Below are 22996 nucleotides of genomic sequence, written 5' to 3'. Positions count from 1 at the left end.
AAGCGAATAAGGGAAAACGGTAAACACTACTAGTCCAGTAAGGATCGTAACCTGAAACTGTTTATCAGGAGGAGATATGGGAAAATGGAAAAAATGGCTGTCTGCCGGTTTATTTACAGCTATGCTTGGAACTGCAATAATTGCAGGACCAACTGCAGATGTAAGTGCCAATGCAGGAAATAAGCCATATAATATTGAAAATGTTTCACCAGATGCGCATCTGGCACCAAGTGTAGGAGATTCCTCTTCCAAGACAAGCTCAAAGGCATGGCACAAAATTGATGGAGTCTGCTACAATGGAAGTGGAAAGAAAGTAGAAGGAGCCATTACCAGAGGTATGGATATCTCAGAATGGCAGGGAAAGATCAATTGGAAGGAAGCCAAGAAAGATCTGGATTTTGCCTTTGTGCGTATTTCCTATGGAACCAGACATCTGGATGATTATTATGACTATAATATGACTGAGGCAGAAGCAGCAGATGTGCCGGTAGGAACTTATGTATACAGTCTTGCCAAGACAAACAAAGAAGCACTTGCTGAAGCGCAGTTGGCTATTCGTCAGATGCAGGGACATAAGGTTTCCTATCCGGTAGCTTTTGACCTGGAAGATGAAGCTACATTGGGAACCTTGACTAGAAAGGAAATTTCCCAGATAGCTCTCACATTCTGTGATGAGATTCGCAAGGCAGGATATACACCAATTCTCTACATGAATCTGAATTGGTATAATAATTTTGTAGACTGGAACGTTCTGGAAGGCTCCGGTCTGGATGTCTGGATTGCAAGCTACGGAGATACAATTCTTGCACCGAGCGCCAGCAAATACAAATACACCATCTGGCAGTGCACAGCTGGTGATGAAGTTCCAGGTATGATCAGTACCAAGAAGCTGATTAGTGGAGTTCCCAAAGAAAACAATGTGGATCTGAACTTTGGCTATGTAGATTATACAACCAAGGTTGTTCCCAGATGGAATTCGCAGGAAGGCTATACCCCTGCAAAACAGCCTTTATATTCAGATCCCAAGCTTCACAAGAATGGCTGGACCACTGTTAAAGGCAGAAAATATTACTACACAAATGATAAAAAGGCCAAAGGCTGGCTGGAAATTGATGGCAAGTATTACTGCTTTAGTTCTGTAGACGGACACTTATATAAAAGCAAGCTGATCAAGAAAGACGGCACTGCTTATTACGTGGACAAAAACGGTGTACGTGTAGAAAATAAAGTTGTAACAAAGAAAGACAAGACCTACTATTTTGGAGCAGATGGCAAAGCTCTGACAGGTATGCGCAAGGTGGGCAGGAAATATTACTATTTCAGCACTACATCCTTTGCCATGGAAAAGAATTACAAATATGTAGCAGCCAACGGTAACATTTACTATTTTGGAAGTAAAGGTTACCGTGCAAAGAACAAGTTTATCACCCTCACAGAGAATGGCAGGAAGAATACTTACTATTTTGGAAAAAATGGAAAGGCTTATAAGGGCTGGTACACCATCAAAGGAAAAAAATATTATTTCTACCGCGGAACGGGTGCCGGCGCAGGAGTACGTGCGCAGAACGTGAGCCTGACCAGTGCAGATGGACTCGTTTCCGTATTTAACAAAAATGGTGTATGTACCAAACAGTACAGATTGGATGAACAGTAACCGCAACCAATAATCTTGATTTATCAGACGGAATCATGTATATTAGAGCGTGTTTGAAAAATCTCCCATAAATTGTGACACACATCTTGCAGAAAAACTTTTTCAAACATGCTTTAAGAAGTCGATAAGACTGTAAATTTGACTGAATATAAAATGAAAGATAAATAAGGAGAAAAGAAAATGGGAAAAATTAAAGTAACAAATTGTGATGATATTGAAGGATTAAAAGTAATTGAGCCAACCGTATTTGGAGATTCCAGAGGTTATTTTATGGAGACTTACAATTACAATGACTTCAAAGAGGCAGGAATTGACGTAGAATTCGTACAGGATAATCAGTCCAGCTCACGTTATGGTGTTCTTCGCGGTCTCCATTTCCAGCTTCATTATCCACAGGACAAACTTGTCCGCGTAGTAAACGGAGAAGTGTTTGATGTGGCTGTAGATTTAAGAGAGGGCTCCAAAACTTATGGAAAATGGTACGGAGTTGTTCTTTCAGCAGAGAATAAGAAACAGTTTTTTATTCCGAAAGGATTTGCACATGGCTTCCTGGTTCTTTCTGAGAATGCTGAGTTTACTTATAAATGCTCCGATTTTTATCATCCAAACGATGAGGGCGGTCTGATCTGGAATGATCCGGACATCAATGTACAGTGGCCGATTCCGGAAGGTATGGAGCTGATCTTCTCTGACAAGGATCAGAAATGGGGCAGCTTTAAGGAACTTAACAGATAGGAGACTGTAAATGCTTAAGTCTATTTTTTCCCTGCCGGCGGATTTATATAAAAACCGCCGGCTGGTTATGAAACTGGCAAAAAATGATTTCAAGACCCGATATGCAGGTTCTTATTTTGGAACCTTCTGGGCTTTCGTTCAGCCGGTGGTAACAATTCTGGTATACTGGTTTGTATTTTCAGTGGGGTTCCGGTCCAACACAGATGAACTGGGAGTCCCTTTTGTGCTTTATCTGGTAGCTGGTATTGTGCCCTGGTTTTTCTTTTCTGATGCGCTTTCCGGAGGTACCAATTCGCTTCTGGAATATAATTACCTTGTAAAAAAGGTAGTGTTCAACATTAGCGTCCTTCCAGTGGTAAAAATAATTTCCGCTTTATTTGTACATGGCTTTTTTGTACTTCTGGCAATTATTCTTTATATATGTAACGGAAGATTTCCTGACTGGTACTACCTTCAGATATTGTATTATAGTGCATGCGTCTTTTTTCTTGTGTTGGGACTTTGCTATGCTACCAGTGCAATTGCAGTCCTTTTCCGCGATCTGAACCAGATTATTGGTATCGGATTACAGGTTGGAGTATGGCTGACTCCTATTATGTGGGTGTCAGAGAGCATGATCGGTACCAACAGCCTTCTATACAAAATTCTTCAGCTGAATCCTGTATTTTATATTGTATCAGGATATCGTGACGCATTTATTATCAAGCGCTGGTTCTTCGAAAGACCAGTCTGGACATTATATTTCTGGATATTTGCCATCTGCTGCTTCCTGTTTGGAAACTGGATCTTTAAGCGGCTTCGGGTTCATTTTGCAGATGTTCTGTAAATAGGAGAAAAGCAGTTATGAATCGGAATGTATTCAGCGAAGAGGGAAGGTAACGGCTCATGAGACATGTTCGATGAAGTACAGAACTGTAGAGGAACTGGGCAGTTACAAAGCGGATAGAAAAGAAAGGAAACAACGTGGAAAGTAAAAACGCCATTGAAATAAGAAATTTGTCCAAGATGTATAAGCTCTATAACAGACCACTGGACCGCCTGAAGGATTCTCTGGGGCTTAGTCGTAAGAAGCTGTATAAAGAGCATTATGCACTTAAGGATGTTAGTTTTGATATTGGAGAAGGAGAATGCGTTGGTATTATTGGAACAAACGGCTCCGGAAAATCCACTATTCTGAAAATTATTACCGGTGTACTGGCTCCTACAGCCGGAACCGTAACCGTAAATGGAAGAATTTCGGCTCTTCTGGAACTGGGAGCCGGATTTAATCCGGAATATTCTGGTATGGAAAATATTTTCCTGAATGGTACCATGTTAGGCTTTTCCGAAGAAGAAATCAACGCAAGGCTGGATGAAATCCTCAGTTTTGCTGATATTGGTGACTTTATCCATCAGCCGGTAAAGACCTACTCCAGTGGTATGTTTGTACGCCTGGCCTTTGCTGTGGCTATCAACATAGATCCGGAGATCCTGGTAGTGGATGAAGCACTTTCTGTAGGTGATGTATTTTTTCAGGCGAAATGCTATCATAAGTTTGAGGAATTTAAGAAACAGGGCAAAACTATTTTGTTTGTAAGTCACGACCTGGGAAGCATTTCCAAATACTGCGATCGTGTTATTCTTTTGAATCAGGGTGTCATGCTGGACGAGGGTACGCCTAAAGCTATGGTAGACATGTATAAGCAGCTTTTGGTACATCAGGATCCGGTGAAACAGGCAGAAGGCTCAGAGACAAAGAAAGAAGACTGGAAACAGGGATTCCTTGTGAACCCGAACACATTGGAGTATGGGGAAAAACAGGCTGAGATCACAGACTTCGTTGTAATGGATTCCAAGAGCCTTCAGACCAACACGATCGAGAAGGGGTCTAAATTTCAGATTAAAATGCGCATTCATTTTCATGAAAGCATTCAGCAGCCTATTATGGCTTTCACATTCAAGAATATTCAGGGAACTGAGATCACAGGAACCAACACTATGTATGAAGGTGTGAATGTGGAACACACAGACGCGGGGGATGAGTGTGTAGTGGTTTTTGAGCAGAAAATGGATATGCAGGGTGGGGAATATCTTCTCTCCTTTGGCTGTACCGGCTATCGGAATGGAGATTTTACCGTATTCCATCGTTTATATGATGCATGCAACATAACTGTGGTTTCTTCCAAAAATACAGTTGGATTCTACGATATGAATTCCAAAGTGTGGATAGAGGAATAATAAAATATGCAGGAAAAAATCGGAAACGTAACATTAGATTATGAGTATTACCCAGGCGAGGATCTGTACAGCGATGGTCCTGTGGAAGAAGAGCTTCTTGAAATTGCGAAAAATTATCAGGAGAAGGAACTAAACCAGTTGATCTATGAGCGAAACAGCTGGCCGGTTCTTTATCATTTTTCACATATTCGCCAGAACATTCTGGAGTGGCTCCCTATCACAAAAGAACAGAAGGTTCTGGAAATCGGATCCGGATGTGGACCGATCACAGGAGTTCTCGCGCGAAAAGCCAAAAGTGTCACCTGTATCGATCTGTCAAAAATGCGCAGCACCATCAATGCATATCGAAATCGCGAATGTGATAATGTGAAAATTATGGTAGGAAATTTTCAGGATGTGGAGAGTAGCCTTACTGAGAAATATGATTACATTACCCTGATCGGTGTGTTTGAATATTCCCAGGGCTATATCGGGACAGCACAGCCTTATGTGGAAATGCTCAGACGCATTGCCCGCCATCTGGCACCGGGAGGCAGAATCGTGATCGCGATTGAGAACCGACTTGGCCTGAAATATTGGGCCGGCTGCACCGAAGATCATGTGGGAAAATATTTTGAAGGACTGGAGAACTATCCGGATACCAGAAGTGTGCGGACTTTTTCCAGAAAGGAACTGTCTGATATTATTGACCAGGCTGGTGAATTTAAGACCACTTTCTATTATCCATATCCGGATTATAAATTCCCGATGACTATTTATTCAGACAAGCGTCTGCCGAAGAAAGGCGAGCTTCGGGATAATTTCTGTAATTTTGACCGTAACAGAATACAATTGTTCAATGAGGGGAAAGTATACGATTCCCTCACTGATGCAGGACTTTTTCAGGAATTTTCCAATTCATTCCTGGTGATTGTGGAAAGGAAGGAAAACAAATGAAAGAGATTATTTTCAGTAAATATTCCAATGAAAGAAGCCGTTCCTTCGCAATTCGCACTGACATTGTGGAAGAAGATGGGAAAAGATGGCTGGAGAAAAAATGGCTGTATCCGGAAGGAAAAGAACATGTTCTTCGTATGAAAAAATGGAATCAGAAGCTTGATCAGATGTATGGGGAAGTTCCGTTTCTGAGCAACAAGTGCGAGATAGGCGAAGACTGTGCTTATTTTGAGTATCTGGAACAGGAGAATCTTGCAGAATATCTGGATGATCTGCTGGGAAAGGGAGAAAAGGAAAAAGCTGAGAAAATTTTCACCGAATATCTGGAAAATGTACAGAAGCTTCACAGCAAGAAGCCGTTCACAATAACTGAGGAATTCAAAAATGTTTTCGGTGATGTGCCTATGCCTGGCGGACTGACATGTACAGATGTTACAAATATAGATATGATCTGTGACAATGTTGTAATGACCAGTCCATATACGCTTCTGGACTATGAATGGACATTTGAGTTTCCTGTTCCCTGTGAATTTGTACTGTATCGGATCATCCATTACTATATACAGACGCATAAAGTGCGTGAAGTGCTGAATGCAGCCGGATTTTATGAGAAATTTGGTATTTCAGAAGTGATGAGAACCAGTTTTTCCAGAATGGAAAGCGGTTTTCAGGTATATATTACAGGCATGCATGTTCCTATGAGGGAGATGTATGCCACAATGACTCCAGGGGTGGAATATTTGTCCCTGAGTAATCTGGGACCGCTGCAGGTATATTTCGCAGAACAAAGAGGTATGTATTCCGAAGCAAGTTCTGTAAAAAGACCTATTATGGCCGGAAAGGTAAAATGCACCTTGAATCTGCCGAAAAGCTGCAGGTTTATTAGAATTGATCCAGGTGATCATCCGTGTACGGTACATCTTGCAGCAATCCGTTTTGACAGGATGCCAGCTTCCCTGGACGGGGTTCTGACACCCGAAGGAACAATCTGCGGCAGCTGGGCTTTCCTTTCGCGGTTTGATCCCTGTATTGTAGATATAGAGGTTCCGGAAGGTGCTAAGAATCTTACACTGAATCTGGAGATTGATGAGGCAAAGGAAGATATGCTGAATGAGATCTGTTCCCTTGAGGTGAGAAGCCACAGTCTTAAAGGAGTGCTTGGAGAGCGGGCGAGAGAAGCAGTGGGCCGTTTGAAAAATGGTCGGGAATCTTCTGCAAAGAAAGGAAAGTAGAATGAATCAAAAGGTAATGCTGGTTGAAAAAGAACGGTTTCTTTTGAATGATAATTGCAAATATATGATCACAGGAAGGGTTTCAAAGGAAGCAGATATAGAGTGTTATCTGGATGGTATCCGCCTTCCTTCTGAGGCAAACCTGATTACTGTGATGACCGGATTTATGAGGGCTGTGGAGACGAAAAATCCAGGAGGCAAATGGGTGGAGGTATTAGTTACCCTGCCTGAAAATCTGCAGAATTACAAAAAACTTGAGGTGTACGCTGTTAACGGAAAGGAGCGTTTCCTCTGGTATAAGATGAAAACCCCGGATCTTATGAGAAAACAGGGAAAACCTCAGCTTTTTGTTGATGGGGAATCTATAGTCAGAGAGCAGAAGAAGGTTATCCTTGCCGGCTGGGCGGTAGGAACTACACCGGTTTCCCTGCAGGTATATGATGAAAATAAAAAGCCTGTGAAAATAACCCTGAAGCGGAATACCCGAATGGACGTGGCAGAAATGTTTCGGGAATGCGAAGTGAATAAGGATTGCGGATTCCATATCCAGGCAGAAAATGTATCTGGAAAGAAGGCTTATCTTGTTGCAAAGGATGAGAACGGAAAAAAGGCAGTCTACCAGATTGGTATTTCAAAGGGCGAACGCTTTAAGGCAAAAGCCAGCCTTTATTCGAAAAAGGCAATGGAGAATTATCGTTCCAATGGCATTCATACTGTGATCCGGAAGTCGCTGATCAAGCTGGAAGCATTGAGCAAGGGAGACGGTCTTTACCAGACCTGGCTGAAGGAGAACAGGGTTACTAAGAAAGAACTGAATCAGCAGAGAAAGACTGTTTTTCGGGAGAACATTAAGTTTAGCCTTGTGGTTCCTCTCTATAAGACGGATAAGTACCTTTTGAAGGCTCTTGTGGATTCTGTGCTGGCGCAGACATACAGCAACTGGGAACTTTGCCTTTCAGATGGAAGTGGAGCAGATTCTCCGATCCGCAGTATTCTGGAAGAGTATCAGAAAAAGGATCCAAGGATCAAAGTTGTTTTCAATGAGAAACAGCTGCAGATTTCAGACAATACAAATGCTGCTATTGGAATTGCCACTGGAAATTATATTGCATTTGCAGATCATGATGATACCCTGGCAGAGGAAGCTTTTTATCAGATGGCGAAGGAGATCTCACAGCATCCGGAGGCGGATCTTATTTATTCCGATGAGGATATTATTGATATAAGAGGAAATCGGCTTTTCCCTCATTTTAAGCCGGATTTTAACCCTGATTATCTGTGCTGCGTAAATTATATCTGCCATCTGGTGGTTGTAAAGAGAACACTTCTCGACCGAGCAGGACTTCTGAGACCAGAATATGACGGTTCTCAGGACTTTGATTTTCTGCTTCGCTGCACGGAGCATACAGACAGTGAGAAGATCCGCCATATTCCCAAAATTCTGTATCACTGGAGAAGCCATGAGGGTTCCACTGCGGGCAATCCGGATGACAAGCCATATGCAGTGATCGCAGGAGAAAAGGCACTTGCAGGGCATTATGAGCGCATGGGAATTAAGGCAGAGGTGGAATACACTGGATGCCCGGTCGTTTTCAGAACCCATTTTGTTATAGAGGGTGACCCGAAGGTATCAATTTTGATTCCGAATAAGGATCATACAGAGGATCTGAATAAATGTGTGACTTCCATTCTGGAGAAGAGCACCTGGAAAAATATCCAGATTATCGTAATTGAGAATAACAGTGAGAAGGAAGAGACCTTCCACTATTATGAGGAACTTGAGAAGCGGTATCCTCAGGCAAAAGTGGTTACATGGGATGGTCCCTTCAACTATTCAGCAATCAACAATTTTGGTGCAAAATATGCGGATGGAGATTATTTACTTCTGTTGAATAATGATACAGAGGTTATTACTCCAGAGTGGCTGGAGAACATGATGGGCTATTGCCAGAGAGAGGATGTGGGCATTGTAGGTGCCAAGCTCCTTTACCCGGATAATACGGTTCAGCATGCTGGTGTCGTGGTAGGAATCGCAGGTTTTGCAGGACATATTCTTACCGGATATGACAGATATGCCACAGGATATTTGTGGAGACTGGCAACTACACAGGATGAGAGCGCAGTAACAGGCGCCTGTCTGATGGTGAAGCGAAGCGTTTTTGAGGAACTTCATGGGCTGGATGAAAGCTTTGCAGTGGGACTGAATGATATTGACTTCTGTCTTAGGGCAAGGGCACTTGGTAAACTGGTTGTATTTACTCCGGAGGCCTGCCTGTACCATTATGAATCTAAGTCACGCGGACTGGAGAATACGCCGGAGAAGAAGGCGCGTCTTCAGAAAGAGGTGGATCATTTCCGGGAACGTTACAGAGATTTTCTGAAAAAGGGTGATCCGTATTACAATCCGAATCTGAGCATTGTGAGAGGGGATTGTGCATTCAGGATGGCGTATGAGAAGAAGGATGAAATAGTTTGATGCAGAACTAATATAAAAACCCAGTCGGGAGAGGAAGATACCCTGTCCTGACTGGGCTTTTTATTAGGATTTTACGATTTTCACGATCCTCCAGATCAAAAGAATCAGAAGAAGTAAGAATACACCGGCAATTACAAAATACGGAATTTCAGTGTGATTATCGGAGTAATCCTTGGCAGCCTGCATGTGCTGCTGACCTTCCTGGACGGAGGCAGTATCATCAGACTGAACAACTTCAAGGACTGCAGATCCCACAGAAGTGCCGTTAAAAAGGTAGGTGCGGTCAATCTGGTCGCCGTTCTGGGAATCTTCTGTGGTAAGGCTATCGGCACCGGTGCCGGCTGGAACTACTACGTCACCGCCGGAGATAATGCTGAAATCGCTGTCTCCAAGGGATAAAGTTACAAACTGATCGAATCCATAATTGAGAATAGAGGCTGCATCAGGAGCTGTCTGACCGGAAGCACCTTTTAGGACTACGCTGATCAGAGTCATGCCATTTCGCTGGGCTGCACATACCAGTGTACTTCCGGAGGCTTCCGTATAACCTTCCTTACCGCCGATACATCCTTCATAAAATCCGGTGCTGCCAGTATCTGTCATGGTGAATTTGCTGGTCAGGTTACGGGCTGCCGCTTTATTGGTGGCAGGGATCGTGTAGCTGGTGGCTGCTGCGATGGTTCTGAAAGACTCATTCTGGATGGCGGCCTGCATGATCAGCGCCATGTCGTGGGCTGTAGTGTGCTGGTTGTCATCCGGAAGTCCGGTGGGATTCGTGAATACGGTATTGGTACATCCAAGCTCCTGTGCCCGGGTATTCATCTGCTGGACAAAGCCGTCTACAGAACCGCCTACATGCTCTGCAATCTGCAGTGCAATATCATTGGCAGAGGCAACCATAATGGCATACAGGCACTGCTCTACAGTGAAGACCTCGTCAACCTGTGAGGAAATACTGGCACCACCGTCTGTGACACCGGAAACTCCGGTGGCGGTCATGGTAACCTCATCTGTGAGCTGTGTATTCTCAAGAGCCAGAAGACAGGTCATGATCTTGACTGTACTTCCAGGGAAAAGTACTTCGTCTGCATTCTTGGAATAGAGAATGGTATTGGTGGTATTCTCCATGACTACAGCCGCTTCAGAAGAAATATCGGAAGCCTGGGGCCATCCGGAAATGGAATTGGTAGATATGGTACCTGATGCTTCAACTGCTGCACTCTGGTCTGCCTCTTCTGCAGATATGGGAACCTGGAAAAGAAGAGATGCAAAAAGACCAAGAGCCAGAAAAACTGAGGTTATCTTTCGCTTTTTCATAGTATAATGAACTCCTGTATTAAAATAAGGGTATCTGCAGTGCTGTCTGTGAACAACATGGTAACACTCTTTCTGACAGTGCAGATACAATTCTGCTGCAAGTATAACATATAGTATATTTTTCCTGTAAAATAGAAAAATATAATACAAATATAATCATATCCTAAAATGTGGTTCAATTCAACCTTTCTTTTACAGCTTCCTTGCAAAATTGTTTCTTCAATGTTAAAATAGGGTCATTATAAAAGCAAAGGATTTTAATATGAGCGATAAAAACGGATCAGAGGGACGGATCCAGTGGTCTCGTTTCTTCAAAAAATTATCTCCTTACATGATCCAGAAGGGACTTTTGTATCTGAAGCATTATGGTCCAAGGGAGTTCTGGATACGGCTGCACGAGCGCTTTGAGCCGGAGGAGATCCCTTATGGTCCCTGGTACGCGGCATATGTGCCGGACCAGACGGTCCTTGACAAACAAAGAAAGAAAAAATTTGCTTACGCACCTCTTATCAGCGTGGTAGTTCCGGCTTATCGTACTCCGGAATTATTTTTGCGGCAGATGATCGATTCACTGGAAGCACAGACCTATGAGGACTGGGAGCTTTGCATTGCCAATGGAAGTCCGGAAGATCAGTCCATGAGAAAAGTGCTGGAAGAATACAGCAGCAGGGACAGGAGAGTACGCTGGCAGGAACTCACTGAGAATAAAGGGATTGCAGAGAACACCAATGCTGCATTTGCATGGCAAAGGGAGAATTTGTGGGGCTTCTGGATCATGATGATCTTCTTGCGCCAAATGCTCTTTACGAGGTTGTGAATGCACTGAACCAGCATGAGCACGGGGATGCAGTATACACAGATGAGGATAAGGTGACTGCTGAACTGGATGAGCATTTTCAGCCGCACCTGAAGCCAGATTTTAATATTGATCTGCTTCGTTCCAATAACTATATCTGTCACTTTTTTGTTGTGCGGCGGCAGCTTGTAGAAGAAGTGGGCGGATTCCGCAGGGAATTTGACGGAGCACAGGACTATGATTTTATTTTCCGTTGTGTGGAAAAAGCCAGGGAAGTGGTGCATGTACCGGAGATTTTGTACCATTGGCGTACCCACAAGGCATCTACTGCTGATAATCCTGCAAGTAAGATGTACGCTTTTGAAGCAGGCAAACGCGCTATCGAGGCACATCTTGAAAGGACTGGAGTAAAAGGCACTGTAAGCCATACTCCTGATCTTGGATTTTACAGAGTGAAATACCCGGTACAGGGACATCCGCTTGTTTCCATTATCATTCCCAATAAAGACGAGAAGGAAACTCTGGAGAAATGCCTGGAATCTATTAAGAAGAACACACTCTACGACAATTATGAGATCATTATCGTGGAGAATAACAGCACTACAGATGAGATTTTTGATTATTACAGGAAGATTTCAGAGGATCCCAGGATCCATCTGATCTGCTGGAAAAAGGAATTCAACTATTCCGCGATCAACAACTTTGGGGTTAAAAATGCCAGAGGTGAATATCTCCTTTTTCTGAATAATGATGTAACGGTCATTACAGAGGACTGGATGGGAGAAATGCTGGGGGTGTGTCAGCGAAGAGAAGTGGGAGCGGTAGGTGTGAAACTGATCTATCCGGACAATACCATCCAGCACGCAGGCTGTGTGATCGGAATTGGTGGAATTGCAGGTCATATGTTTGTGGATATGCCTGCGGATCGTACCGGATATCTCCACAAGGCGTCTATTTTACAGGATATGAGCGCTGTAACTGCAGCCTGTATGATGATGAAGCGCAGTGCTTTTGACAAAGTGGGCGGCTTCACAGAAGAACTTGCAGTCGCCTTTAACGATGTGGATCTGTGCCTGAAGACTACGAAAGCAGGTTATCTGGTGGTTTATGATCCTTATGCAAGGCTTTACCATATGGAATCCAAGACCCGCGGAGCAGAGAACAATGAGGTGAAAGTCAGACGTTTCCAGCGGGAAATCGAATATATGAGATGTAACTGGATCGATATTCTGAAGAACGGTGATCCCAATTATAATAAGAATCTTTCCCTGACCAAGTGGAATTATTCTTTAAGACCACTTCCGGGCATGACCGGCAAAAAGGAGGAAGACTAAGAAGACATTATGCAGGAAGTATCAGTCATTATTCCCAATTATAATGGATGGCATATCTGGAGGGTGTGCTTTCAAGCCTGGAGCAGCAGGCGTTTCAGAATTTTGAGACCATTCTGGTGGACAATGGATCCTCAGATGGAAGCGTTGCCTTTGTAATGGGGAACTTTCCCTGGGTACACATTGTGGAGCTGCCAGATAATTTCGGCTTTTCAAGAGCTGTAAATGAGGGGATTTATGCATCACGGACACCTTATGTGCTCCTTTTGAATAACGATACAGAAGTAGATAAGAATTTTGTGGGGGAAATGCTGGCAGCTATAAAGCGTCATAAGAAGGCCTTCTCCTGCAGTGCAAGGATGATCTGTTATCATGACCGGAATAAACTGGATGATGCAGGAAATTATTATTCTGCTCTTGGCTGGGCATATGCCCGGGGCAAAGGAAAGGATATTCATTCCTTTGAGAAGGAAGGGCGGATATTTGCTTCATGCGCTGGCGCAGCTATTTACCGTAAGAAGGTTTTTGAGAAAATCGGATATTTTGATGAAGAGCATTTTGCATATCTGGAAGATATTGATGTGGCTATCGTGCCAGGATCTTTGGATATGAGAACTGGTATGTGCCAGCTGCACTGGTCTATCATGTAGGCAGCGGAACAAGCGGATCCAGATACAATCAGTTTAAGACCAGATATTCTTCAAGAAATAATATTTATCTGATCTACAAAAATATGCCGGTTCTTCAGATTATTTTGAATCTTCCTTTTCTGGTGCCGGGCTTTGGCATGAAGATCCTGTTTTTTTCCCAGAAGGGAATGGGCAGGGAGTATGTGGCAGGAATCAAAAATGGGTTCCAGATCAGTCATAGAAATAAAAAAGTGAAGTTCCACATGAGAAATCTTGGAAGATACGCCAGAATCCAGCTGGAACTGTGGTGGAATATAATTTACAGATTTATGGTATAAAAAGTTTGTGCAGAAGTGATTCGTTAGTATTTCGTAACTATTTTTCACATTAATGTATGAAGAATTTATTGCAATTCTGTTTTATCTATTATAAGATAGAGAAAGTCACAGACCAGATAGTGCTTAAAGCGTGAGATGTGGATGAAACGCGCAGCAGGAACAGGTTTGTGAAGGTTGCTGTGAGTGACAGAACCAGCAACATGCGAAGAAGGGCAGAGGTGGCAGAGATTGATTAAAGATAATCAGAAGAACTTCAGTCGGCTCCATGTCGTTATAGATGCCTGTGTAATTACGTTATCTTATATGTTTGCCTGGGCGCTGAGATTTATCGGACCTTTTGCGGCAAATGCAGTCCGGGCCAGAAGCTTCCAGCAGTATATGTCTGCACTGGTATTTATCCTGCCGGCATATATTCTGCTGTATCATGCGTTTTCGCTGTATGAACCAATGCGTATGCAGGGAAGACGTCTTGTGCTGTCTAATATTGTGAAAGCCAATTCTCTTGGTATTCTGATCACTACATTTATTTTGTATACCATTGAAGAAGGCGATATTTCCCGTTCCGTACTGTATATGTTTTACGGAATCTGCATTGTAGCAAGCTGGGGAGCAAGAATGTTCATTTTCTACAGCCTGCGCAAAATGCGAAAGAAAGGACTGAACCAGAAACAGGTAGTGCTGGTTGGGTACAGCCGGGCAGCAGAAGAGTATATTGACCGCATTCAGCAGAACCCTCAGTGGGGATATGTGGTAAGAGGCATTCTGGATGACAATATTACTGCAGGTACCATGTATAAAGGCGTCAAGGTGATCGGAAGAATTGCCAATCTAAACGTGATCCTGCCGGAGAACAGGCTTGACGAGATTGCGATTACACTGGGATTAAGTGAATATTACCGACTGGAGGAGATTGTAGCGCTTTGTGAGAAATCAGGAGTGCATACAAAATTTATTCCGGATTATAATAAGATTATCCTACGAAACCATATACAGAGGATATTCTGGGACTTCCGGTGATCAATATCCGGTATGTTCCTCTTAGTAATACTTTTAATGCCATGATAAAAAGAATAATGGATATCTGTGGCTCCATTATTGGAATTATTGTGGCGTCGCCGATCATGCTGGTACTATGTGCGCTGATAAAGCTCACTTCTCCTGGACCGCTGATCTACCGTCAGGAACGTGTGGGTCTCCATAATCAGACTTTCTGGATGTATAAATTCCGTTCTATGGAGATTCAGCCGGAGGCAGAGGAGAAGAAAGCCTGGACAGTAAAAAATGATCCCAGGGTTACAGCAATCGGCAGATTTATGCGAAGAACCAGCCTTGATGAACTTCCCCAGCTTTTTAATATTTTTAAGGGAGATATGAGTCTGGTAGGGCCAAGACCTGAGAGACCATTTTTTGTGGAAAAGTTCCGTGAAGAGATTCCGAGATATATGGTGAAGCACCAGGTAAGACCCGGGCTGACCGGATGGGCACAGGTAAACGGATACAGAGGTGACACTTCCATCCGCAAGAGGATTGAGTGTGATCTTTACTATATCGAGAACTGGACTGTAGGGCTTGATATCAAGATAATGTTTATGACGATCTTTAAAGGATTCATTAATAAGAATGCGTATTGAGAAAGGAAAGAAAAATGGCAAGACCTGGTAGAAAAAAGAGGACTGCTTTGTTTATTGTGGAAATTATCTGTCTTTTGCTGTTTATTGGCGGATTGTATGTATATGGACAGATTGATTCCAGATTGAACAAGATTGAGACACCTCAGCTGGATGAGAGCAAGATTGTTACGAATGTGACAGCACCACAGATGTCTGGCTATACAACTTATGCACTTTTCGGAATCGACCAGCGTTCCAAGAATGCTGCGCTTGATGCACAGAACAGTGATACCATTATCATTGCAAGTATTAATAATGATACCAAAGAGGTGAAGCTTGCTTCCGTATATCGTGATACTCTTCTGGATATTGGAAATGATACTTATACCAAGGCAAATGCTGCTTACGCATATGGTGGTCCGGAACAGGCCATTTCCATGCTGAATACCATGCTTGACCTGAAAATTACGGATTACGTAACTGTTAATTTTAATGCAATGGTAGCTGCAATAGATGCACTTGGCGGTCTTGATATTCCTCTTTCCTATGCGGAAATGGTGTTTATGAATGACTATTGTATAGAAACTTCCCAGGAGACCGGCAAAAGTTACACGCCAGTAGAACTGCCGGATCCCAAGCCGGAGAACGAGGAGGAAATCCTTGGAACATACCATCTGAATGGTGTACAGTCAGTTTCTTACTGTCGTATCCGTTACACTGCAAGCATGGATATGGGACGTACTGAGCGTCAGCGCCGTGTGATCGGAATGATGGTTGACAAAGCAAAGGCAGCAGGAATTACCACCATTTTCAATATTATGGACGAGGTATTTCCTATGATTTCCACATCCATCACGAAGACTGAGATTCTGAACCTGATTCCGACGCTGATGGGGTATAACATTGCGGATACTACCGGTTTCCCAGCCAAGTACAAATTTGCGGATGTGAAGAAGGCCAGCATGGTTGTTGCAGACACGCTGGAGGATAATGTAAAGGAACTTCATAAGTTTCTGTATGGTGCTGACGAGAATTACCAGCCGTCACAGAACATCGTGGAGGCGAATGCCCGGATCATTGAGCTTGTAGGCGGTGCAGATACCTTGGTTGACCAGTCTCCGATTGCAAGTAATGAAGCAGGAAATTCTTCTGATATTGTATGGCAGGGTGACGGAAGCGGAAACTATGATTACAACGATTATGGTGGAAGCGATTACGACAATAGCTATGATAACAGCTACGACAACAGCTATGATAACAGCTACGACAATAGCTATGACAGCGGAAACGACTATAGTGGAGACGATAGCGGCGATTATAGCGATGGCAGTTATGACAGTGGAAGTGATTCTGGAAGCAGTTACGATAATGGAGGAGACTACAGCGGCGGAGATTATAGTGGAGACAGCTCCGGCGATGGCGGTTTCGAAGATGGAAGCGGATATTGATCAGTAGATAAATATTCCATGATTGAAAATTTAAAGGGACCATCCGAAAGGAAGTGGTCCCTTTTTCGCGAAAAGGATGTGCGCTCTGCCAGCATTGTTACCATATTGCGAAAGTATATTTATTCGTGCAGAACCTGAAAGAGGAGAGATACTATGGAAACAGTTGACGTAATTATTCCTGCATACCGTCCGGGAAAAGAATTTGAGAAGTTGTTGGATTCTCTTTCCACACAGAATTATCCAGTGGAAAAAATTCTTGTTATGAATACAGAAGAGAAATTCTGGAACACGGCCTGGGAGAAAAAATTTCCAAAAGTGGACGTGGTACATTTGAAAAAGGCGGATTTTGACCACGGTGGAACCAGATGCCGGGGAGCAAGACTGTCTGATTCAGATATTATGGTATTTATGACTCAGGATGCAGTTCCGGCAGACAGAAATCTGATTGGAAATCTGATCCGTCCACTGCAGGAAAATTCCAAAGTTGGAGCTGCCTACGCAAGACAGCTGGCTCGGGAGGACTGTGCTTACCTGGAAAAATACACCAGAAGATTTAATTATCCGGAAACTTCTTCTATAAAATGGGAAAAAGATACTGGCATATATGGAATAAAAACTTATTTTTGCTCCAATGTGTGTGCAGCTTATAAGAAAAGTATTTATGAGGAAATTGGCGGTTTTGTAAAAAAAGCTATTTTTAATGAAGACATGATCTATGCAGGAACTATGGCAAAGCGGGGATATGGAATTGCCTATGCTGCAGATGCCTGTGTGATCCATTCACACAATTATTCATGCAGACAGCAGTTTCACCGGAATTTTGATCTGGGTGTTTCCCAGGCAGATCATCCGGAGATTTTTGAGGGAGTACCATCAGAGGGAGAGGGACTTCGCCTTGTGAAAAAGAGCCTGGCTTATCTTATAAAAACAGGGCATATCTGGCTGGTTCCCAAGCTGGCAGGGCAAAGTGGCTTCAAATATATGGGATATTTTCTTGGAAAAAGATATAAAAAGCTGCCGAAAAAGGTGATTTTGTTTTGTACTATGAACCGTGAATATTGGAAAAACGAGTAACTGTTCAGTGTTTTTACAGTTATGCACTTCGTGAATAGGGACTGTGGCTATGAAAGGTGACACTTTTTTTCGTGTCACCTTTTCTTAATGAATCTATCACATTTTCAACACAATTGCTTGCTAAACTTGTATCATAAATAAAAGAAAATGTTACAGAATGCTGCAGATTCCAACGTGAACAGCAGCACTGTTTATGAACATAGAAGGGAGCAGAAAATGAGTGATGAATGGAATTGGGGACAGGAGCCAGAGAAAACGGATGGCAGCTCCCAACAGCCAGAGAATACAGATGAATCCGGATCGGCTGCATCGGATCAGACAGCGGCCCCCGAAGATGAATTGAATGAAAATGTAACTTATCATTACAAATATACCAGCAGCAGAAATTCAGATGGTGCAGGAAGCACAGACAATGGAAATTATTACGCTTCCAGCAATAATTCAGATACTTCCGGAAATTCATCCAAAGACAGCGGTTTTGAGTCCCAATCTTCGGAACCCAGATATGCGCATTATCAGGTTGATGAACAGGAGAAGAAGCCTGAGGAAAAAAAGAAAGGAAGACATCACAGACTTCATAATGATAAGGCAGCATCTTCCGGTTTGGGAAGGAAAGCAGGAAATACTATTACGCTGGCTGTGATTTTTGGTCTGGTGGCAGGTCTGGTATTTCAGGCAGTGAATATGGTGTCGGATAAATATTTTAAGAAAGAAACTCAGACTGCAGTAGGGTCTGCAGAGACACTTACTTCTTCAGCATCTGCCAGTACTACGGCAGAAGAAAGCACAGATGCAGGCGAAGGCATCAATGCAGAAATCGTAGCAAATGAAAAAGGTCCCGTTGCAGGGGTTGCCCAGGCTGCAATGCCCTCAGTCGTGGCAATCACTTCAGTAAGCATGCAGGAAATTCGCAGCTTTTTCGGCTATGGAATGGAATATCCCAGTACAGGAAGCGGTTCTGGTATTATTGTCGGAGAGAATGATGATGAACTTCTCATTGCTACCAACAATCATGTAGTGGAGGGCGCTACTACACTGAGTGTCTGCTTTATCGGAAGTGATGTGGTAAGTGCAGAACAGGAAACTGAGAATTATATAAATGGAAATGGAGACTTGAATATTGATGGTGCAGTTTCCGCAAAGATAAAAGGAACTGACGAGGATACAGACCTTGCGGTGATTGCAGTTGAAAAAAGTGACATTCCGGAAGAAACCATGAGCCAGATTAAAATTGCCCAGCTTGGCAATTCGGATGATCTTGCTGTTGGTGAGCAGGTGGTTGCCATTGGTAATGCACTTGGTTATGGTCAGACTGTAACATCTGGCTGGGTAAGTGCCCTGGATCGCACTGTTCAGTCCGATTCCAATACTTATGAGGAGCTGATCCAGACAGATGCAGCAATTAATCCTGGCAACAGTGGTGGTGCCCTTTTAAATATGCAGGGAGAATTGATTGGAATTAACTGTGCCAAAATTGCATCAAGCAGTATAGAGGGAACCGGATATGCCATTCCGATTTCCAAGGCACAGCCCATTCTGGAAGAACTTATGAATCGTAAGACAAGGGATAAAGTTTCAGATGAGTCACAGATTGGCTATCTGGGAGTTAAATTCGCCGATCTTTCCAGAGAAGCAATCCAGATGTATAATATGCCATCTGGTGCATTTGTTATGGATGTGTATCCGGGAGAGGCAGCAGATAATGCCGGAATCCAGAAAAGTGATATTATTACCAAGCTGGATGGCCAGAAGGTTTCAAGTAAGGCTGATATCAACGATAAGCTTCAGTATTATTCAGCTGGTGAAGAAATCGAAATTGAGGTGGCACGGTTAAATAACGGAGAGTATGAGGAATCGACAGTAACTGTTACATTGAGTGCAAGACCGGATGGTAATCAGTAATATGCAAGGGGAGCTGATAAGGCTCCCCTTTTCACATTTTATAAAAAGTTAATTTCTAAATCAGAGAAAAGTATGGTACAATAAGAAAACAAAAATGATTTTTACATAAGATAGGAAAGACTGCTGGTTAGCCTGATAACAGCAGCAGGAAAGGAAATAATTATATGACTGAACATTTTGACGATGAAAAAGACGAAATCATCGATGGCGATATAACAGAGAAGAACGATGATCACGAAGATGACAGCGATTATGAGAAATTCTGTTTTCTCTGTCATCGTCCGGAGAGCCAGGCAGGCAAAATGATCGAGCTTCCTAACAATATACATATCTGTAATGATTGTATGCAGAAAAGCTTTGACACCATGACCCAGCAGATGAATAACGGACTGAATCTGAACGATCTTCTTAATATGCCTAATGTGAGTATGATCAATCTTGGCAGTATTCAGGATGCAATTCCTCGTCCGAAGAAAGTAAAGAAGAAAAAAGAAGATGCCAGGCCAGAGATTGATCTTAAGAAGATCCCGGCACCACATAAGATCAAGGCAAGCCTTGACGAATATGTAATTGGTCAGGAGAGAGCCAAGAAAGTAATGTCTGTTGCTGTCTATAATCATTATAAGCGTGTGGCTACAGACACTATGGATGAGATTGAGATAGAGAAGTCCAATATGCTGATGATCGGACCTACCGGATGCGGAAAGACCTACCTGGTAAAAACTCTTGCCAGACTTCTGGACGTGCCGCTGGCTATTGCAGATGCTACTTCTCTTACAGAGGCAGGCTATATTGGTGACGATATTGAGAGTGTGATCTCCAAGCTTCTTGCTGCAGCAGATAATGATGTGGAGAAAGCAGAGCATGGGATTGTCTTTATTGATGAGATTGACAAGCTGGCCAAGAAAAAGAACACCAATCAGCGTGATGTAAGCGGTGAAGCGGTTCAGCAGGGACTTTTGAAGCTTCTGGAGGGAAGCGAGGTAGAGGTGCCGGTCGGAGCCAACAGCAAAAATGCCATGGTTCCTATGGTAACGGTAAATACCAGAAATATTCTGTTTATCTGTGGAGGGGCATTCCCGGATCTGGAGAATATTATCAAGGAGAGACTGAATAAGCAGGCATCTATCGGCTTTTACGCAGACCTGAAGGACAAATATGACAATGATCCACATATTCTGGAGAAGGTGACAGTAGATGATATCCGTGCATTTGGTATGATTCCGGAATTTATCGGACGTCTGCCGATTATATATACACTGGACGGACTGAATGAGGATATGTTAGTGCAGATTCTGAAGGAACCGAAGAATGCAATTCTGAAACAATATCAGAAGCTCCTTGCCCTGGATGAGGTGAAGCTGGACTATGAGGAAGATGCGCTTCACGCGATTGCGGCCAAGGCACTGGAGAAACACACTGGAGCCAGAGGTCTTCGCGCCATTCTGGAGGAATATATGCTGGATATCATGTATGAGATTCCGAAAGATGACAGTATTGGACAGGTGATCATTACCAGAGAATATATTGAAGGTACAGGCGGTCCGAGAATCCTGCTTCGCGGACAGGAAATTCCCCTGATCGGGATGGCACAGTAGACAGGGAAACAGGTGTTTCATCATTTTGCAGCTGTTCAGGAGACAGCTTTTAGCCGTAAAAGTACTGAATAGTTACAACACTTTTTATATGAAAGGGAGATGGTATTATGGCACGCGATTTTTTTGACGAGTTAAGTGACACAATTACAAGGACAACCAAGGATCTTGGAAAAAAAGCCGGTCAGCTTTATGAGGCGCAGAAGATCAGAAGCAAGATTTCCAGTGAAGAGCAGATGGTACAGAAACTGAAAGCAGACATTGGAAATGTGATCTTTGAAAAGTACAAAGAAGGTGCAGAAGTAGAAGAAGCTCTTAAAGGGTTCTGCGAAGAGATTGAGCAGCATCTGGATATTATTGACGGATATAAGGATGCAGCAGCGGAGATGAAGGGACGGAAAATCTGTCCGGCATGTGGAAAATCTGTAGACAGAAGTGTCTCCTTTTGTCCATATTGTGGCTCTGTATGCCCGACTCCGGAACCGGAGAAAGCTGAGGGTGATGTGGTGGACACTGAGACTGCAGAACCTGTAGAAGAGACAGAAGAGAAGCAGGCAGAGAATGAGGCAGGTACAGAGGAAGAAAAGGTCTCAACAGAAACTGAGAAAAGTGGTCAGGATTTTCCAGGTAAATAAGGAGGCTGCATTTATGCTTTCGCTAACAATTGCCGGCGGAATTTTTCTGTTGGATTATAAGATAAAAGAACATATTGACAGTACCCGCCTTCAGGGAAGCAAAGAAGAAGTACTGGGAGGCAGACTGCTCCTTCGGAACTGTCACAATAAAGATAAGATTCTTGGTAAGGTAAAAATCGGCAGGGAGAATTGCCAGGAGCTTGCAGCAGCTGGTATGGGCTGTGTGGCAGGGGAATACTGGCACCAGCTTCTCCCCGGCGGAAATAAGCTTAGCAGAGCCGGTCTTGCCATGATCCTGGGTGGTGGAATGTCCAACTACACAGACCGTCGAAATAAAGGATATGTTACAGATTATGTGAGCCTGAATGTGAAGAACAAAGAAATTCGTAAGATCGTATTTAATCTGTCTGACGTATGTATTGCTGCAGGTACCATTCTGTGGGCAGCAGGAAATTTATTTTCATATAGGAAAAAATAATCTGAGACAGAAAACAAAAGACACCTGGCACAGTGCGCTAGGTGTCTTTTGTTTTTCTGGAGAGCAGTGAGGGAGGATAAGGCTGCTTTGTATCTGTGCGTTCCAGCAGATAATCTACACTTACATTATAGAAGTCTGCAATTTTGCATAAGACATCAGGAGGAATGATTCTTTCCCCTCGTTCATAACGCGAGTAGGTACGCTGGATCACATTGAGATAGTGAGCCATGTATTTCTGTGTCAGATCATGATCTTCCCGCAGCTCTCTGATTCTTTTGTACGTCATATTTCATTTCTCTGGTGTAAAAGTATAAATAGTATCAGCCGTCAGCCACAGGTGGATAACGGTTGATTTCATTATAAATTGCGGTTCCCTTGGAATAGTTAAAAAGACCAAAATGGACTAAGAACAAATCTATGCCGGAATCCTAAAAGATACAAAAATATATTTTTTAAATTTTTCAAATTTTTTTGAAAATTAGTGTGTCAAGCGTTTTTGAAAATGTCCTAAAATAATTGAAGTATTAGCCCCGGCTTTTTGCTGGGGCTTGTTATATTGATGTGCTTCATTCCTCAGGCAATTTTTGTATCTT

At 43.1% G+C, this 22996-nt stretch carries 21 protein-coding genes; 19 read left to right on the top strand and 2 right to left on the bottom strand.

Features of this window, described 5'->3' with window-relative positions; translation table 11 throughout:
* Positions 1-76: 76 nt before the first annotated feature.
* The 7 genes from DW904_RS09300 (at position 77) to DW904_RS09270 (ending at position 9250) form a co-directional block, all read left to right on the top strand.
* A complete protein-coding gene (locus DW904_RS09300) occupies positions 77-1654 on the top strand; it encodes a GH25 family lysozyme (RefSeq protein WP_118579671.1) in 1578 nt (525 codons plus the stop codon).
* Between the two features lie 180 nt (positions 1655-1834).
* The gene (rfbC, locus tag DW904_RS09295) at positions 1835-2389 is read left to right on the top strand and encodes a dTDP-4-dehydrorhamnose 3,5-epimerase (protein WP_118579668.1); all 555 of its coding nucleotides are present in this window, start codon (positions 1835-1837) and stop codon (positions 2387-2389) included.
* Between the two features lie 10 nt (positions 2390-2399).
* Positions 2400-3215, top strand: coding sequence for an ABC transporter permease (locus tag DW904_RS09290; RefSeq protein WP_118579665.1), 816 nt, complete (start codon positions 2400-2402; stop codon positions 3213-3215).
* Positions 3216-3352: 137 nt separating this feature from the next.
* Positions 3353-4606: an ABC transporter ATP-binding protein gene (locus tag DW904_RS09285; RefSeq protein ID WP_226837934.1), complete on the top strand. Its 1254-nt coding sequence runs from the start codon at positions 3353-3355 to the stop codon at positions 4604-4606.
* A 6-nt stretch (positions 4607-4612) separates the two neighbouring features.
* The gene (locus tag DW904_RS09280) at positions 4613-5542 is read left to right on the top strand and encodes a class I SAM-dependent methyltransferase (protein WP_118579662.1); all 930 of its coding nucleotides are present in this window, start codon (positions 4613-4615) and stop codon (positions 5540-5542) included.
* On the top strand, positions 5539-6774 hold the full coding sequence (locus DW904_RS09275) for a hypothetical protein (RefSeq protein WP_118579660.1): 1236 nt from the start codon (positions 5539-5541) through the stop codon (positions 6772-6774). Before DW904_RS09280 ends, DW904_RS09275 begins: the two co-directional genes overlap by 4 nt.
* Before the next feature lies 1 nt (position 6775).
* Positions 6776-9250, top strand: coding sequence for a glycosyltransferase family 2 protein (locus DW904_RS09270; RefSeq protein ID WP_243110358.1), 2475 nt, complete (start codon positions 6776-6778; stop codon positions 9248-9250).
* A 63-nt stretch (positions 9251-9313) separates the two neighbouring features.
* Here the strand turns inward: DW904_RS09270 and DW904_RS09265 are convergent, their stop codons facing one another.
* A complete protein-coding gene (locus DW904_RS09265; RefSeq protein WP_118579657.1) occupies positions 9314-10567 on the bottom strand; it encodes a D-alanyl-D-alanine carboxypeptidase family protein in 1254 nt (417 codons plus the stop codon).
* 262 nt (positions 10568-10829) lie between these two features.
* Here DW904_RS09265 and DW904_RS25380 point away from each other — a divergent pair, with 262 nt between their 5' ends.
* From DW904_RS25380 to DW904_RS09220, 12 genes are all read left to right on the top strand, one after another.
* The gene (locus DW904_RS25380; RefSeq protein WP_347562084.1) at positions 10830-11384 is read left to right on the top strand and encodes a glycosyltransferase; all 555 of its coding nucleotides are present in this window, start codon (positions 10830-10832) and stop codon (positions 11382-11384) included.
* Positions 11309-12697, top strand: a complete 1389-nt coding sequence (locus DW904_RS09260; RefSeq protein WP_347562083.1) for a glycosyltransferase family 2 protein — start codon at positions 11309-11311, stop codon at positions 12695-12697. The genes DW904_RS25380 and DW904_RS09260 overlap by 76 nt, the downstream gene beginning before the upstream one ends.
* Before the next feature lie 47 nt (positions 12698-12744).
* Positions 12745-13344 carry a glycosyltransferase family 2 protein gene (locus DW904_RS25375; RefSeq protein ID WP_347562082.1) on the top strand — a complete coding sequence of 200 codons (600 nt, stop codon included), beginning with the start codon at positions 12745-12747 and terminating at the stop codon, positions 13342-13344.
* Positions 13317-13661 (top strand): hypothetical protein, encoded by a 345-nt coding sequence (locus tag DW904_RS25370; RefSeq protein WP_347562081.1) that lies wholly within the window; start codon positions 13317-13319, stop codon positions 13659-13661. The genes DW904_RS25375 and DW904_RS25370 overlap by 28 nt, the downstream gene beginning before the upstream one ends.
* A 228-nt stretch (positions 13662-13889) precedes the next feature.
* Positions 13890-14678, top strand: coding sequence for a hypothetical protein (locus DW904_RS25365; protein WP_347562080.1), 789 nt, complete (start codon positions 13890-13892; stop codon positions 14676-14678).
* Positions 14675-15292, top strand: a complete 618-nt coding sequence (locus DW904_RS25360) for an exopolysaccharide biosynthesis polyprenyl glycosylphosphotransferase (RefSeq protein ID WP_347562079.1) — start codon at positions 14675-14677, stop codon at positions 15290-15292. The genes DW904_RS25365 and DW904_RS25360 overlap by 4 nt, the downstream gene beginning before the upstream one ends.
* A gap of 14 nt (positions 15293-15306) precedes the next feature.
* Complete coding sequence (locus DW904_RS09245; protein ID WP_118579654.1) at positions 15307-16719, top strand: LCP family protein; 1413 nt, start codon at positions 15307-15309, stop codon at positions 16717-16719.
* A 153-nt stretch (positions 16720-16872) separates the two neighbouring features.
* Positions 16873-17793 (top strand): glycosyltransferase family 2 protein, encoded by a 921-nt coding sequence (locus DW904_RS09240; RefSeq protein ID WP_118579651.1) that lies wholly within the window; start codon positions 16873-16875, stop codon positions 17791-17793.
* A 216-nt stretch (positions 17794-18009) separates the two neighbouring features.
* Positions 18010-19695, top strand: coding sequence for a trypsin-like peptidase domain-containing protein (locus DW904_RS09235; protein WP_118579876.1), 1686 nt, complete (start codon positions 18010-18012; stop codon positions 19693-19695).
* A 164-nt stretch (positions 19696-19859) separates the two neighbouring features.
* Positions 19860-21293 (top strand): ATP-dependent Clp protease ATP-binding subunit ClpX, encoded by a 1434-nt coding sequence (clpX, locus tag DW904_RS09230; protein WP_118579648.1) that lies wholly within the window; start codon positions 19860-19862, stop codon positions 21291-21293.
* A gap of 107 nt (positions 21294-21400) precedes the next feature.
* Positions 21401-21925, top strand: a complete 525-nt coding sequence (locus DW904_RS09225) for a zinc ribbon domain-containing protein (protein ID WP_118579645.1) — start codon at positions 21401-21403, stop codon at positions 21923-21925.
* A gap of 13 nt (positions 21926-21938) precedes the next feature.
* Positions 21939-22403: a signal peptidase II gene (locus DW904_RS09220; protein WP_173769628.1), complete on the top strand. Its 465-nt coding sequence runs from the start codon at positions 21939-21941 to the stop codon at positions 22401-22403.
* A gap of 37 nt (positions 22404-22440) precedes the next feature.
* Here DW904_RS09220 and DW904_RS09215 read toward each other — a convergent pair whose 3' ends face one another.
* Positions 22441-22689 carry a helix-turn-helix transcriptional regulator gene (locus DW904_RS09215; RefSeq protein WP_118579639.1) on the bottom strand — a complete coding sequence of 83 codons (249 nt, stop codon included), beginning with the start codon at positions 22687-22689 and terminating at the stop codon, positions 22441-22443.
* Positions 22690-22996: the final 307 nt, after the last annotated feature.

Origin of the sequence: Ruminococcus sp. AM42-11, assembly GCF_003480145.1 — a bacterium.
In the GTDB taxonomy this organism is placed as follows: Bacteria; Bacillota; Clostridia; order Lachnospirales; family Lachnospiraceae; genus Blautia_A; species Blautia_A faecis.
This window is presented reverse-complemented; position numbering and strand designations above follow the sequence as displayed.